14 protein-coding genes are annotated in these 13,366 nt (G+C 65.1%); 9 read left to right on the forward strand and 5 right to left on the reverse strand.

The features are described from left to right. Nucleotides 1-35: 35 nt before the first annotated feature. A complete protein-coding gene (locus C8N43_RS01575) occupies nucleotides 36-1,409 on the reverse strand; it encodes a M20/M25/M40 family metallo-hydrolase (protein WP_107846190.1) in 1,374 nt (457 codons plus the stop codon). Nucleotides 1,410-1,590: 181 nt separating this feature from the next. Between C8N43_RS01575 and C8N43_RS01580 the strand changes: the two genes are divergently transcribed. Beyond that, nucleotides 1,591-2,172: a 5-aminolevulic acid synthase gene (locus C8N43_RS01580; protein WP_107843945.1), complete on the forward strand. Its 582-nt coding sequence runs from the start codon at nucleotides 1,591-1,593 to the stop codon at nucleotides 2,170-2,172. A gap of 8 nt (nucleotides 2,173-2,180) precedes the next feature. Then, the gene (locus C8N43_RS01585; RefSeq protein WP_245912877.1) at nucleotides 2,181-3,122 is read left to right on the forward strand and encodes a pyridoxal-phosphate dependent enzyme; all 942 of its coding nucleotides are present in this window, start codon (nucleotides 2,181-2,183) and stop codon (nucleotides 3,120-3,122) included. A 40-nt stretch (nucleotides 3,123-3,162) separates the two neighbouring features. Here the strand turns inward: C8N43_RS01585 and C8N43_RS01590 are convergent, their stop codons facing one another. Continuing rightward, nucleotides 3,163-3,621: a GNAT family N-acetyltransferase gene (locus tag C8N43_RS01590; protein WP_245912878.1), complete on the reverse strand. Its 459-nt coding sequence runs from the start codon at nucleotides 3,619-3,621 to the stop codon at nucleotides 3,163-3,165. Between the two features lie 321 nt (nucleotides 3,622-3,942). Between C8N43_RS01590 and hemA the strand changes: the two genes are divergently transcribed. From hemA to C8N43_RS01610, 4 genes are all read left to right on the forward strand, one after another. Further along, nucleotides 3,943-5,166, forward strand: a complete 1,224-nt coding sequence (gene hemA / locus C8N43_RS01595; RefSeq protein WP_107843947.1) for a 5-aminolevulinate synthase — start codon at nucleotides 3,943-3,945, stop codon at nucleotides 5,164-5,166. Nucleotides 5,167-5,283: 117 nt separating this feature from the next. After that, a complete protein-coding gene (locus C8N43_RS01600) occupies nucleotides 5,284-6,498 on the forward strand; it encodes a helix-turn-helix domain-containing protein (protein WP_107846192.1) in 1,215 nt (404 codons plus the stop codon). Between the two features lie 80 nt (nucleotides 6,499-6,578). Then, entirely contained in the window at nucleotides 6,579-7,709 is a 1,131-nt protein-coding gene (ispG, locus tag C8N43_RS01605) for a flavodoxin-dependent (E)-4-hydroxy-3-methylbut-2-enyl-diphosphate synthase (RefSeq protein ID WP_107843948.1), read from the forward strand. After that, complete coding sequence (locus tag C8N43_RS01610; protein WP_107843949.1) at nucleotides 7,710-8,183, forward strand: DUF1499 domain-containing protein; 474 nt, start codon at nucleotides 7,710-7,712, stop codon at nucleotides 8,181-8,183. A gap of 301 nt (nucleotides 8,184-8,484) precedes the next feature. Here C8N43_RS01610 and C8N43_RS01615 read toward each other — a convergent pair whose 3' ends face one another. Next, nucleotides 8,485-8,718 (reverse strand): hypothetical protein, encoded by a 234-nt coding sequence (locus C8N43_RS01615; protein ID WP_107843950.1) that lies wholly within the window; start codon nucleotides 8,716-8,718, stop codon nucleotides 8,485-8,487. A gap of 54 nt (nucleotides 8,719-8,772) precedes the next feature. On the opposite strand from C8N43_RS01615, the gene prfA reads away from it, so the two are divergent. The 3 genes from prfA to C8N43_RS01630 all read left to right on the forward strand — a co-directional run bounded on the left by prfA (nucleotide 8,773) and on the right by C8N43_RS01630 (nucleotide 11,437). Beyond that, nucleotides 8,773-9,825 carry a peptide chain release factor 1 gene (prfA, locus tag C8N43_RS01620; RefSeq protein ID WP_107843951.1) on the forward strand — a complete coding sequence of 351 codons (1,053 nt, stop codon included), beginning with the start codon at nucleotides 8,773-8,775 and terminating at the stop codon, nucleotides 9,823-9,825. After that, on the forward strand, nucleotides 9,822-10,604 hold the full coding sequence (prmC, locus tag C8N43_RS01625) for a peptide chain release factor N(5)-glutamine methyltransferase (protein WP_107843952.1): 783 nt from the start codon (nucleotides 9,822-9,824) through the stop codon (nucleotides 10,602-10,604). Before prfA ends, prmC begins: the two co-directional genes overlap by 4 nt. Nucleotides 10,605-10,807: 203 nt before the next feature. Next, nucleotides 10,808-11,437 carry a DUF4167 domain-containing protein gene (locus C8N43_RS01630; protein WP_107843953.1) on the forward strand — a complete coding sequence of 210 codons (630 nt, stop codon included), beginning with the start codon at nucleotides 10,808-10,810 and terminating at the stop codon, nucleotides 11,435-11,437. 121 nt (nucleotides 11,438-11,558) lie between these two features. Here the strand turns inward: C8N43_RS01630 and rsmA are convergent, their stop codons facing one another. Continuing rightward, entirely contained in the window at nucleotides 11,559-12,401 is an 843-nt protein-coding gene (gene rsmA, locus C8N43_RS01635) for a 16S rRNA (adenine(1518)-N(6)/adenine(1519)-N(6))-dimethyltransferase RsmA (RefSeq protein WP_107843954.1), read from the reverse strand. 1 nt (nucleotide 12,402) lies between these two features. Then, nucleotides 12,403-13,365 carry a 4-hydroxythreonine-4-phosphate dehydrogenase PdxA gene (gene pdxA, locus C8N43_RS01640; protein ID WP_107843955.1) on the reverse strand — a complete coding sequence of 321 codons (963 nt, stop codon included), beginning with the start codon at nucleotides 13,363-13,365 and terminating at the stop codon, nucleotides 12,403-12,405. Nucleotide 13,366 lies beyond the last annotated feature (1 nt).

Here is a 13,366-nt window from a genome sequence, read left to right on the forward strand (position 1 = left end):
GGGGGGTGATTTGGGCGAGTTCTCAGCGAGGCAGGCTACCGTGACAGAGCGTCCAGCACGCGGACCCAGGAGCGGATGCCCTTGTGGAAGCTTGACAAATCGTACTTCTCGTTGGGCGAGTGGATCTGGTCGTCATCCTTGCCAAAGCCGATCAGCATCGCATCCATGCCAAGGATGTCCTTGAAATAGCCCGCGATCGGGATCGAGCCGCCGCAGCCGACGAAAGCGGCCTCCCGCGGCCACTCGTCGGACAGCGCGGCGCGCGCCTTCTCGAAGGCGGGGTGGTCGGTGGACATCTCGGCGGCCGGCGAGGCGCCATGCTCCTGGAACGACACCGTGCAATCGCCCGGCAGCTGGCTTTGCACATAGGCGCGGAAGCTCTCGCGCAGCTTGTGGGGGTCCTGGCCGGGGACCAGCCGGAAACTGATCTTGGCCGACGCCACCGAGGGCAGCACCGTCTTGAACCCGTCGCCCTGGTAGCCGCCGGTGATGCCGTTGACCTCGCAGGTGGGGCGCGACCAGATCATCTCGAGTCCGGTGCGGCCGTCTTCGCCTGCGGGCACGCCAAGGCCGACCTCGCCCAGGAACTCCGCCTCCGAGAAGCCCAGATCACCCCACTGGCCCGCGATATCCGTGGGCAGCTCTGCCACGCCATCGTAGAAGCCCGGCACGGTGATGCGGCCGGACGCGTCATGGAGCGAGGCGATGATGCCTGCAAGCACCCGGATCGGGTTGCGCGCGATGCCGCCATACATGCCCGAATGCAGGTCCTTGTTCGGGCCAGTGATCGTGACCTCCTCGCCCAGAAGACCGCGCAGGCGGGTGACGATGGCGGGGGTCTCCTCGCCGAACAGCCCCGTGTCGCAGATCAGCGCCACATCGGCCCGCAGCTCCTCGCGGTTCTGCTTCATGAAGGGCACCAGCGAGGGCGAGCCGCTTTCCTCTTCGCCCTCGAAGAAGACGGAGACTTTGACCGGCAGCGCGCCATGGACTGCCTTCCACGCGCGGCAGGCCTCGACAAAGGTCATCAGCTGGCCCTTGTCATCCGAGGCCCCGCGGCCCCGGATCACGCGGCCTTTCGGTGTGTCTTCCAAAGCGGGCTCGAACGGCGGGGTGTCCCATAGCGACAGCGGGTCCACCGGCTGCACGTCGTAATGGCCGTAGAACATCACGTGGGGGCCGTCGCCCTTGGCGTGGCCCATCACCATCGGGTGGCCAGGGGTGGTGCGTTTCGAGGCCTGGAAGCCCAGCGACGTCAGATCGTCGACCAGCCAGTCGGCGGCGCGGTCACAGTCGTCCTTGTAGGCCGGGTCGGTCGAGATCGAGGGGATGCGCAACAGCTCCAATAGGCGCTCCACCGCCGCGTCGATATCTGCGTCCACCTGTGCGAGTGCCTGCTCCAGCCCCATGTCGATCAGCCCCCATGCCGTCGTTAAATTCGCATTTACCGTATCAGCCGGGGGCGGGCTGTCCAGCGCCAAGCACGTTGACGCGAGGTGCGCGAAACAATGTCCTTTCCCCCCTTGCGACTGGCGCTAGTTTTCGGCGTAATCGGACGCAACAATCGCGCCACATCGAGGGGTATATTGCATGTTTTCAACTCTGCGCTGCGGCATGGCTGCTTTGGCCCTCACCGCGATGGCGTTGCCCGCCTTGGGTGAGTCGCTCAGCTTCAAGGACGCGCGCAAGGCTGTGCCCAAAGGCAGCCGCACCGTGGCGACCCTGATCGACACCTCTTTTCTGGATGACAAGCAGCAGGCGATCGTCAAATCGCTGGAGGCCAACATCCCCTATTACGGCGCGCTGGCGCTGACGCCCTCGGAAGGCCTGTTCGTCGAATGGCTGAATGCCGCCGGGCAGCACCACTCGATCGAGGCAGCGCGCGCGGCGGCGCTTGATCATTGCGAGGCGAACCGCAAGCGGGCGTCGGCGCCGTGCGTCGTGGTGCTGGAAGTCGCCCCGCGTGGCGCAAAGGACGGGGTGGCGCTCAGCCTGTCGGCGCCCGCCAACGAGGTGCTGCGTGACGAGTACCGCAAGCTCAAGTCGCCCAAAGCCATGGCCATCTCGGAAAGCACAGGCGCCTTCGGGATCGCCGCGGGCGATGCGGCAGGGGCGATCAAGACCTGCGGGGCAGCGGGGGCAACCGATTGCAAGGTCGTCGTGGCCGACTGACGGCGCGCGTGGCCCTGTTCGATCCATCGCAGGTCGCCTCCCTGCTCGCGCGCTGCCCGCGCCATCAGGTGACGCCGCTTCTGGATCTTGTGATTTCTAAGCGAGGCGTCCGGGTGAAGGACGAAAGCGCCCGGATGGGCCTCGGCTCGTTCAAGGCGCTGGGCGGGGCCTACGCGGCGCTCCGCCTGATCGAGCGGGCGGGAACAGCTGATCTGACCTTTGTGACCGCGAGTGCGGGCAATCATGGCCTGTCCGTCGCGGCGGGCGCGCAAGCCTTCGGGGCGCGGGCCCGCATATATCTCAGCGCCACGGTGCCAGAGCCCTTCGCCGCGCGCCTGCGCGCGCTTGGTGCGGAGGTGGTGCGCTCTGGCGCGGATTACGAGGCGTCGGTGCGGGCCGCCATCAAAGACGCCCGCGAGACCGGCGCCTGCCACCTCGCCGATGGATCCTGGCCGGGCTACACCGAGCCACCGCGGCTGGTGATGGAGGGCTATACGGTCATTGCCGAAGAGCTGGCTTCGCAATTGCGCGCCGTGGGCACGTGGCCGGACGCGGTCTATCTGCACGCCGGTGTCGGCGGGATGGCCGCCGCCGTGACAGAGCGGATCAGGGCCGGGTGGGACGTGCAGCCCCGCATCGCCATCGTCGAGCCGGAAGCCGCGCCTTGCCTCAAGGCCAGTGTCGCGGCGGGCCAGCTTGTCACGGTCGAGGGTCCGGTATCGGCGCTGGGGCGGCTCGACTGCAAACAGGCCTCAATGCTGGCCTATGAGATTTTGCGCGATCAGGCGGACAGTTTTGTCACCGTGTCGGAGGCCGAGGCGGAGCACGCCGCTTGCATTCTGACGGGCGCTGGCCACGCGACGACGCCTTCCGGTGCGGCCGGATTGGCAGCGTGTCTGAGGGAAGATGCCGCCCACCCGCTGATCATCCTCAGCGAAGGGGCGGAGTAGGAGCCGATCCGAGCAGGGTAGACCGGCCCCCACCCGGTGCCTAGCTCAAGGCCTTCCAGTAGACGATCTTGTCTTCCCCCGGGGCCCAGAAGTCACGGATGCGTGCCTCTTCGGCGTAGCCCAGTTTGCGGTAGAGCCCGCGCGCCGGGGCCAGCTCTTCGGAGCTGGCGGTGTCGACGATCAAAAGCCGGGCGCCAAGATCGCGCAACCGCGCCTCAAGTCCCGAGACAATCGTCGCACCGTGACCTGATCGCTGCGCATCGGCCGCGACGCCGATGGCGCGCATGTTCCAGGTGCCTTCGGTCAATTGCTCCGGCTCGGCAAAGCAAAAGCCCAAAGGCTTATCGCCCTCGCGAAGCGTCAGCCAAAGCTGCATCGTGTCGCCGTTCAGGTAGCTCGCGATCATGTCAGGCAGCATCTCGCCGGGGAAGAGCGCGATCCGGTCGAGCAGGTCTTGAAGCGGCGCGATATCGGCCGCGGTGGTTTGGGTCAGTGTCATTGGATATTTGTCTTTCAGTCGGTGCGCCATGCGCACACGGAATGTGTCGGGCCAAGGCCCGGTCGAAGTCTCGTGCCTCTTGCATCAAGAGAGCAGGTTAGCGGCGGGCCGCAATCGTCGACATAAACACTCCATCGCACCGGCCATCGTGCCGGGCGTGTGTACTTGTAGCATGGAGCGCGCGGGCGTGTCTTCTATCGCGGTCGGCGCGACGCTTATCGGCGTTTGACTTTTTCGTGGGGCGGCAAATTGTAGCCTATGCCCGGCGCGCTTTTGCAATATATACCGTCGCAACCACGCATTAAGAAGGCTGCCGCCCCCGTGACTTACGACGCTGCACTCGACGCCGCCCTGCAACGCCTGCATGACGAAGGCCGCTACCGGACCTTCATCGACGTGGAGCGGGTGCGCGGCAATTTCCCCCACGCGCAGTGGACGCGGGAGGACGGCACGACGCAGGACGTCACGATCTGGTGCGGAAATGATTATCTGGGCATGGGCCAGCACCCGGTGGTGCTGCGCGCGATGCACGAGGCGCTGGAGGCCACCGGCGCGGGCTCTGGCGGGACGCGAAACATCTCCGGGACGACCGTCTATCACAAGAGGCTCGAGGCGGAGCTGGCCGATCTGCACAAGAAAGAGGCAGCGCTGCTGTTCACCTCGGCCTACATCGCAAATGACGCAACGTTGTCGACCCTGCCCAAGCTCTTCCCCGGGCTCGTGATCCTCAGCGACAGCCTGAACCACGCCTCCATGATCGAAGGTATCCGCCGCAATGGCGGGGCAAAACGAATCTTCAAGCACAATGATCTCGACGACCTGCGCGCCCAGCTCGAGGCGATCCCGGCCAATGTGCCCAAGCTCATCGCGTTCGAGAGCGTCTATTCCATGGATGGCGACTTCGGCCCGATCGAGGCAATTTGCGATCTGGCCGATGAATTTGGCGCGCTGACCTATATCGACGAGGTCCACGCGGTGGGCATGTACGGCCCGCGCGGCGGCGGCGTGGCGGAGCGCGACGGCCTGATGGGGCGCATCGACATCATCAACGGCACGCTCGCGAAAGCGTATGGCGTGATGGGCGGCTACATCGCTGCGTCCGCCAAAATGTGCGACGCGATAAGATCTTATGCGCCGGGCTTCATCTTCACCACATCGCTGCCACCGGCTGTGGCGGCGGGGGCTGCGGCCTCGGTCGCGCATCTCAAGACCGACGCCGCGCTGCGCCAACGCCATCAGGATGCGGCGGCTGCGCTGAAGCTGCGGCTCAAGGGGCTAGGCCTGCCGCTGATCGACCATGGCAGCCACATCGTGCCGGTCCATGTGGGCGACCCGGTGAAGTGCAAGATGATCTCAGACATGCTGCTTGATCAGTACGGAATTTACGTGCAGCCGATCAACTTCCCGACCGTGCCCCGCGGCACTGAACGGCTGAGGTTTACGCCCTCTCCGGTGCACGGGCCGAAGGAAACTGACGCGCTTGTCAATGCGCTTGATGGGCTGTGGGGGCAGTGTGCGCTGAATCGCGCCGAGCTGGCCGGATAGCCGCATTCCACCCTGCACGACCTCACGCGTTTGTGCTATCTTAACCGAAATGCGGTCCGCTGGGGGCGAATCGGAACCGCAAAACGGGTAACGGAACAATAAAGCGGGCAGATGCTGATGCTGGGGCGATTTAAACAGCCCAAATCGGAGACAACCGAGGATACTCGGGGGTTCGACGCATATGAAATGCGTCTGGGCGATATGATGCGGGGCGAACGCGCCACGCTCGGCAAGTCGCTGCTCGATGTGCAGCGCGAGCTCAAGATCAAAGCCACCTACATTGCCGCCGTTGAAAACTGCGATCCATCCGTCTTCGAGACGCCGGGCTTCATCGCGGGCTACGTGCGATCCTACGCGCGCTATCTCGGAATGGACCCGGAATGGGCCTATGCGCGCTTTTGCGAAGAAAGCGGATTTGCGGGGGTCGAAGGGCTGTCCGGCGGGGCCGCCAAGAAAGAGGCGCCTGTGCGCTCCCGTGTCGTGGGCGAAGAGGCGATCATGCGCCCCGTCACGCCTTTCGCGCCGGTCTCAGAGAGCATCTTTTCCCGGGTTGAGCCGGGGGCCATCGGCTCCATCGCGGTCTTGTTCGCGCTGATCGGCGCGCTGGGCTATGGCGGCTATTCGGTGCTGCAGGAAATTCAACGCGTGCAATTCGCACCGGTCGATCAGTCGCCGGGCCTTGTGGCCGAGGTGTCGACCGCACCGACGGTGCCGACCGCGCCGGACATCGCCGCGCCGACCGAGGTCGCTAGCGGATTTGTAGCGCCAGCGCCCGACGCGCTGGATCGTCTCTACCGCCCACAGGCGTTGGAAGCGCCCGTTCTGACCGCGCGCGACGGGCCGATCGCGGCGCTTGATCCCAGCAGCATTGGCGCGTTGGTCGAGGACGGCGATGAGCGCTTCGCGGTGAGCCAGCTGACCGCGCCGGTCGAGCCCGAGTTCGAAGCGCCAACGACCCCGCAGGTGACCGCCCTTGCCCAGCAAGGCGTTGTGCTGTTTGCGACGCGCCCGGCCTGGGTGCGGGTCGCAAACGCCGATGGCTCTGTCCTGTTTGAAAAGATCCTCGACGCAGGCGAGACCTACACCGTGCCGCAGACCGACGAGACCCCGATCCTGCGTGCGGGCAATTCCGGGTCGCTGTTTTTCAACGTGAATGGCGAGACATATGGCCCGGCGGGTCCGGGCACATCCGTGGCCAAGAACGTCGCGCTCGAGATCGAGGCGATCACCGAGAACTACGCGCTGGCCGACACGACCGAGCCGCTTTTGTCCGATACGCTGACCGCGATGGCCACCACGGCTGTCCCGGCGGGCGACGGAGCGTCAGAATAATCTGACACTTGCGTTGCGAGGCACCGCGCGCGGGTCTATATCTTCCTTAACCCGAACTGTTAGGCGAGGCGCGCTGCCCCATGTCCCTTCACGCAATCCGTCCATGGCGTCATATCGACCGCCGCGCGTCCCGCCAGATCATGGTGGGAAATGTGCCTGTTGGCGGCGACGCGCCGATCACGGTGCAGACGATGACCAACACCGACAGCTCGGATGTGGCGGCGACCGTCGCGCAGGTCAATGCCTGCGCTGAGGCAGGCGCCGATATCGTGCGCATCTCGACGCCTGATGAAAGCTCCACCACCGCGCTGCGCGAGATCGTCAAAGAAGTCACCGTCCCGATCGTGGCGGACATCCATTTCCACTACAAACGCGCCATCGAGGCGGCCGAGGCGGGCGCGTCCTGCCTGCGGATCAACCCCGGCAACATCGGCGACGCGAGCCGGGTGCGCGAGGTCATCAAGGCCGCCAAGGACCATGGCTGCTCGATCCGTATTGGGATCAACGCGGGCAGCCTTGAGAAGCATCTGCTTGATAAATATGGCGAACCTTGCCCGGAGGCGATGATCGAAAGCGGGCTCGATCACATCCGCATCCTGGAAGACAACGACTTCCGCGAATACAAGATCAGCTGCAAGGCGTCTGACGTGTTTCTCGCCGCCGCCGCCTATCAGGGGCTGGCGGACGCGACCGACGCGCCCATCCATCTGGGTATCACCGAGGCGGGCGGGCTGGTTTCAGGCACGATCAAGTCGGCCATCGGCCTGGGCAATCTCTTGTGGATGGGGATCGGCGACACGATCCGCGTGTCCCTGTCCGCCGACCCGGTCGAAGAGGTGAAGGTCGGCTACGAAATCCTGAAATCGCTGGGGCTGCGCCACCGCGGCGTGATCATCATTTCATGCCCCTCCTGCGCGCGCCAGGGCTTCAACGTGATCGAAACGGTGGCCGAGCTGGAAAAGCGGCTCGAGCACATCAAGACGCCGATGTCGCTGTCGATCATCGGCTGCGTGGTCAACGGGCCCGGCGAGGCGCTGATGACGGATGTGGGCTTCACCGGCGGCGGCGCGGGCTCAGGCATGGTCTATCTAGCGGGCAAGCAAAGCCACAAGCTGAGCAATGACGAGATGATCGAGCATATCGTCGAGCAGGTGGAGAAGAAGGCTGCGTCGCTCGAGGCGGAGGCGGCGACGCAGGAGGCAGCCGAGTAGATGCTGAAATACATCCTCCTCGTCTTGATGATGGTCGCGCTGGCCGGCGCGGCGATGGTGCGTGTCCGCCCGGTGGATGCCGCGAAATACCATGTGCAGGACCTTAGGCCCGAGTTGGTCTCAGGGCGCGACGGGCAGTTCTCGGTCGGGCAGGGCGGAGACATTCCGGCGGTCAAAAGCGACATGGAGCTGACCCAGCTCGGCGCGGCACTGGCGGAGCGGATCGAGAGCACACCGCGGACCCAACTGCTTGCGGGCAGCCTGAGCGAGGGACCCGACGACACCCGCCGCATCGCGACTTTCGTGACCCGCAGCCAGGTCTTTGGATTTCCCGACGTGACCGTGGTCCAGCTTGACCGGGGAGAGGGCGGCGGGACAGAGATTTCGATGAAGGGCCGTCAGGTCTACGGCGTGAAGGATTTCGGCGTCAACGAGGCGCGCCTGCGGGAGTGGCTTTCGCCTTTTGGGAATTAAGGCAGGCTTTTTGGTCGCCGGGCCTGTCGGCCCGTCGATCCGCTGGGGAGGCGTTGCCTCCCCAGACCCCTCCGCCGTATTTTTGGAACAAAGAAAGGGGCTGCTCGTACTTGGTTTGGCGTTGTCTCAGTGTGAGATCACCGGGGTTTACCTCCCCGGGGCTTTGATGCGCATCAGGCGGTGATGCCACCTGATCTTCACTGGTTTGGATGCCCCGGTTGCCAGACCGGAGCGCTTGGGTACCCGGGGCCGGGTTCTATGCGAGAGGCGTTAAGGTTTGGTTGGACGTGCGCGCGGTGGGCTAGCCCAACACGCAACTCTGACCGGTTTCGCGCCAGAACGGCACGTTCAATGCCATCTCACATTTGGCCATGTAGACGCGCCCGCCCACGGACATGCAGCGTTGCTCCCCCAGCTCGACCCGGGCGCCGGATTTATCGGTGCAAAAGCAATCAACCGTCTTGCCGGAGGGGGAGGTGACGTCAGCCGCCAATGGCGCGGCGCAAAAAGCAAATACGAGCGCAAGTTTTTTCATGTCTGAAAAAGTACCATACTTGACCCCAACTCGCCAAGGATACAGTAGTGCGTCATGGTGCCCCTCGACAGACTTCAGCAAATCACCGAACGGTTTGAGTATCTTGAGGCGCGCCTTGCCTCGGGCGACACGGATGATATCGCAGGCGTCAGTCGGGAATATTCCGACCTGAAACCGGTGGCCGATCAGGTGGCCGCCTACCGCCAGCTTCTGTCCGATATCGACGAGGCTGAGGCGATGCTGGCCGACCCGGAGATGCGCGAGCTGGCGGAGGAAGAGTTGCCGGGCCTGAAAGCGGCGCTTCCCGACGCCGAGGCCCAGATCAAACTGGCGCTGCTGCCCAAGGACGAGGCCGACAGCAAGCCTGCCATGATCGAGATCCGGCCTGGCACGGGCGGCGATGAGGCGGCGCTGTTTGCGGGCGATCTGTTGAACATGTACCGGCGGTATTGCGAGGCGCGCGGCTGGAAATTCGACATCATCGAGATGCAGGAAAGCGAGCTGGGCGGCATCAAGGAGGTGACGGCCCATGTGCAGGGCGCAGGGGTCTTTGCGAGGCTGAAATACGAAAGCGGCGTGCACCGGGTGCAGCGCGTGCCGGTGACCGAGAGCGGCGGGCGCATCCATACCTCTGCCGCGACGGTGGCGGTGCTGCCGGAGGCGGAAGAAGTCGATATCGACATCCCAGCCACGGACATCCGCATCGACACGATGCGCGCCTCGGGCGCGGGCGGGCAGCATGTCAACACCACTGACAGTGCTGTGCGGATCACCCATATCCCGACGGGGATTATCGTTGTGAGCTCTGAGAAATCCCAGCACCGAAACCGCGAGATCGCCATGCAGGTGCTGCGCGCGCGGCTGTATGATCTGGAGCGCCAGAAGATCGATGAAGAGCGCTCGGCGGACCGCAAGGCGCAGGTGGGCTCTGGCGATCGGTCCGAGCGTATCCGGACCTACAACTTTCCGCAGGGGCGCATGTCGGACCACCGGATCAATCTGACGCTCTACAAGCTCGATCAGGTGATGCAGGGTGATCTGGACGAGATCATCGACGCGCTCGCGGCCGATGCGCAGGCGCAGCTGCTGGCCGCCGAAGGGCTATGAGCGACCCGCTGTCGAGCGCCATCGTGCGGCTGCATGAAGCGGGTATTCCGGACCCGTCGAACGAGGCGCGGCGGTTGCAGGCTTTGGCGGACGAGATCGGGGCGGATCTGCTGGAGCTGGCCGCGCGGCGGGCCACTCACGAGCCATTTTCGCATATCGCCGGGCGCCGCGCCTTCTGGAAGCATGAGTTCATCGTCACGCCGGACGTGCTAGACCCGCGCCCCGATACCGAGACGCTGGTGGAGGCGGCGCTGAGCCTGCCGTTTGACACGGTGCTTGATCTGGCGACGGGGACGGGCTGTATTTTGCTGTCGCTTCTGGCCGAGCGTGGATCGATCACGGGGGTGGGCAGCGACGTCTCGGTCGCGGCACTGGAGGTGGCTGGGCGCAATGCGGCCAAGCTGGGCGTGGGGGACCGCGTGGGCTTCATCGAGAGCGATTGGTTTGCCGCGATCGAAGGCCGGTTCGATCTGATCACCGCCAATCCGCCCTATATCTCTGAGGCCGCCTATGGCGAGTTGCACCCGACCGTGCAGCGGTTCGAGCCTCGCATCGCGCTGACCCCGGGGGGCGACGGGCTGGAGCCCTACCGCAACATCGCGCGGGCGGCGGGCGCGTATCTGGCGAAGGATGGCTACCTGCTGCTGGAGATTGGATTCGATCAGCGTGAGGCGGTGCAAAACCTGCTGCGCGCCGGTGGCTGGCGCGAGATTGCATGCATCCCGGACCTTGATGGGCGCGACCGGGTGATCCGGGCAAAAGCGCCAGAATCCGCCTGAAAGACACATCAAGTGCCAGAATCAGCTTGCAAATCATGCCTGCGGCTGGTTTTGTCGCACCAGTAGGGCGCAGGCGTGACAGCGCCCCCTACGCTTAAGCCAAAAATAAGGTCTCGATCCTAGTCATTGGGACGCCGCGAGCCAAGAAGCGGTCAGGATCGAAAACGAAAGACCAAAGCTCTAACGGCTGGAACCAAAATCACATGAGATCTTCGAAGTCCCGCTCGCGCGGCAAGAATCGCAACAACAACAACCGCCCCCAGGGCAATATCGTGAACCGCGTGTTTGACAGCTCCGGTCCCGAGGGCAAGGTGCGCGGCACCCCGCAGCAGATCATCGAGAAATACCAGCAGCTGCACCGCGATGCGCAGCTGTCCAATGACCGTGTGGCGGCCGAGAATTTCCAGCAGCACGCCGAGCATTATGCCCGCATGCTGGGCGAGGCGCTGAAAGAGCAGGAAGCCCGCCGCGAGGCCCACGAGGCCCAGCAGCAGGCGCAGCGCAACAAGCAGCAGCAGAACAACGACCAGAATCAGGGCGGCAATCAGGGCGGGCGCAATCGCAATCGCGGCCAGGACAGCTCCGAAGGGGGCGAGCAGCCTGATGTGAACGTGGACGACATGTCCCCTGCGGCGCTTGCCGCGGCTTCCGGGTCGCGGGCCAAGAAGAGCGGCGATGCGGACGTGATTGACCTGTCTGAGGAAAGCTCCGACGAGAGCGGCCTTGTGGAGACCGCCGAGACCAAGCCGAAGCGCAAGCCGCGCACGCGCAAACCCAAGGCGGACCAGGTGGCAGACGCCGACGAGACGCCAGAGACCCCGGCGGCGGAATAGCTGCTGGGCTGATCCAAATGTGCGCCTGCGGCGCGCGCGATTGATCTATGCTCTCGGGGCGTTTCACGCCCCGCCGCATGGGCATCCCCCGGAGAGTATTTCTGACCAAATGGAAATGCGGTCAGGTTTTGGCGACCTCGCGGGCCAGCGCGCAAAAGGCCTCGAGCGAGACCTGTTCGGCCCGCTCGGTCGGGGGGATGCCAGCGGCCTTGAGACGATCTTCCATATCCGGTCCCAGCGGCTTTAAGGCGGCGCGCAGCATTTTGCGGCGCTGGTTGAAGGCGGCTGCGACGACGCGGTTCAGGACGTGCGCGTCCGCGTCAAACCGCGGGGCGGGCAGGGCTGTCAGGTGGACCACCGCAGAATGGACCTTGGGCGCGGGCACGAAAGCCTCTGGCGGCAGTTCCATGACGATGCGCGCATCGGCGCGCCATTGCGCCAGCAGCGCAAGACGCCCGTATTTCTTGGTCCCCGGTGCGGCCACGATCCGGTCGGCCACCTCGCGTTGGAACATCAACGTCAGGCTTTGCCAGAAGGGCGGCCAGTCTTTCGGCGTGAGCCAGCGCACCAGAAGCTCGGTGCCGACATTGTAGGGCAGGTTGGCGGCCACGCGAATGGGCGGGGTGAGGTGCTGAAGCGCGTCGACCTCCAGCGCGTCGCCTTCAATTACCTGCAGGCGGCCGGGATATACTTGCGCGATCTGTTCAAGGGCCGGCAGGCAGCGCGGGTCTTTTTCGACCGCCAGCACGCGCCTTGCGCCTTCGGCCAGCAACCCGCGGGTCAGGCCGCCCGGGCCGGGGCCGACCTCCAGCACGTCGCATTCCGCCAAATCACCCGCCTGCCGCGCGATCTTGGCGGTCAGATTCAGATCCAGCAGAAAATTTTGGCCCAGTGATTTCTTGGCCGACAATTGATACGTGCGGATGACCTCTGACAGGGGCGGCAGGCCGTCGATCTGCGCCATATCAGCGGGTGCCCCGCTGGCCCGCCATCTGCCACGCCATGCGCAGGGCGGCGATGGTGGAGGTCGGATCCGCCACCCCCTTGCCCGCGATATCGAATGCGGTGCCGTGGTCGGGAGAGGTGCGGATGAAAGGCAGGCCGAGCGTGACGTTCACCCCCCCTACGAAGTCGATCGTCTTGATCGGGATCAGCGCCTGGTCGTGATACATGCACACGGCGCAATCGTAGCCCGCGCGGGCGGCGGCGTGAAACATAGTGTCCGCAGAGCCGGGGCCGGTGATGCGCATGCCCTCGGCCGCCAGCCGCTCGAGCACGGGGATGATCATTGTCTGCTCCTGCGTGCCCATCGTGCCGCCTTCGCCCGCATGGGGATTGAGCCCCGCGACGGCGATGCGCGGCTCCGGGATGCCGAAATCGCGGATCAGGGCGGCATGGGTGATCGTGATCGTCTCGACCAGCAGGGGCTCAGTCAACTCTGCGGGCACGGCGTCGATGCCGATATGGATTGTCACCGGCACGACCCGCAGCTCGGGGCAGGCCAGCATCATGACCACCCGCTCAACACCCGCCAGAGCGGCGAGGTATTCGGTGTGGCCGGGATAGGCGAAATCCGCCCCGTCCTTGAGGGCCTTCTTGTGGATCGGCAAGGTGCAGAGCGCGGCAGCCGCGCCGCGCGTCACCAGCTCGACCCCGCGTGCGATCACGTCGATCACGCCCTGCGCATTGCGCGGGTCCGGGGTGCCGGGACGGGCGTCGCCGTCGAACGGATGGTGGAGCAGGGGCAGGGCGTTCTCCTGCCCGAAGACGGCGGTCGGATCGGTGATTTCGGTGACCGTGCCCTGCACATGGGCGCGGTCAGCCATCAGCACCATCGGTACCTCGCCGCGCAGGGCGTCGAACGCCTTATGCGCGATCTCCAGGCCAACCCCCGCAGGCTCACCGCAGCTGAGCACCACGGGGCGCATG

Origin of the sequence: Litoreibacter ponti (assembly GCF_003054285.1) — a bacterium.
Classification (GTDB): domain Bacteria; phylum Pseudomonadota; class Alphaproteobacteria; order Rhodobacterales; family Rhodobacteraceae; genus Litoreibacter; species Litoreibacter ponti.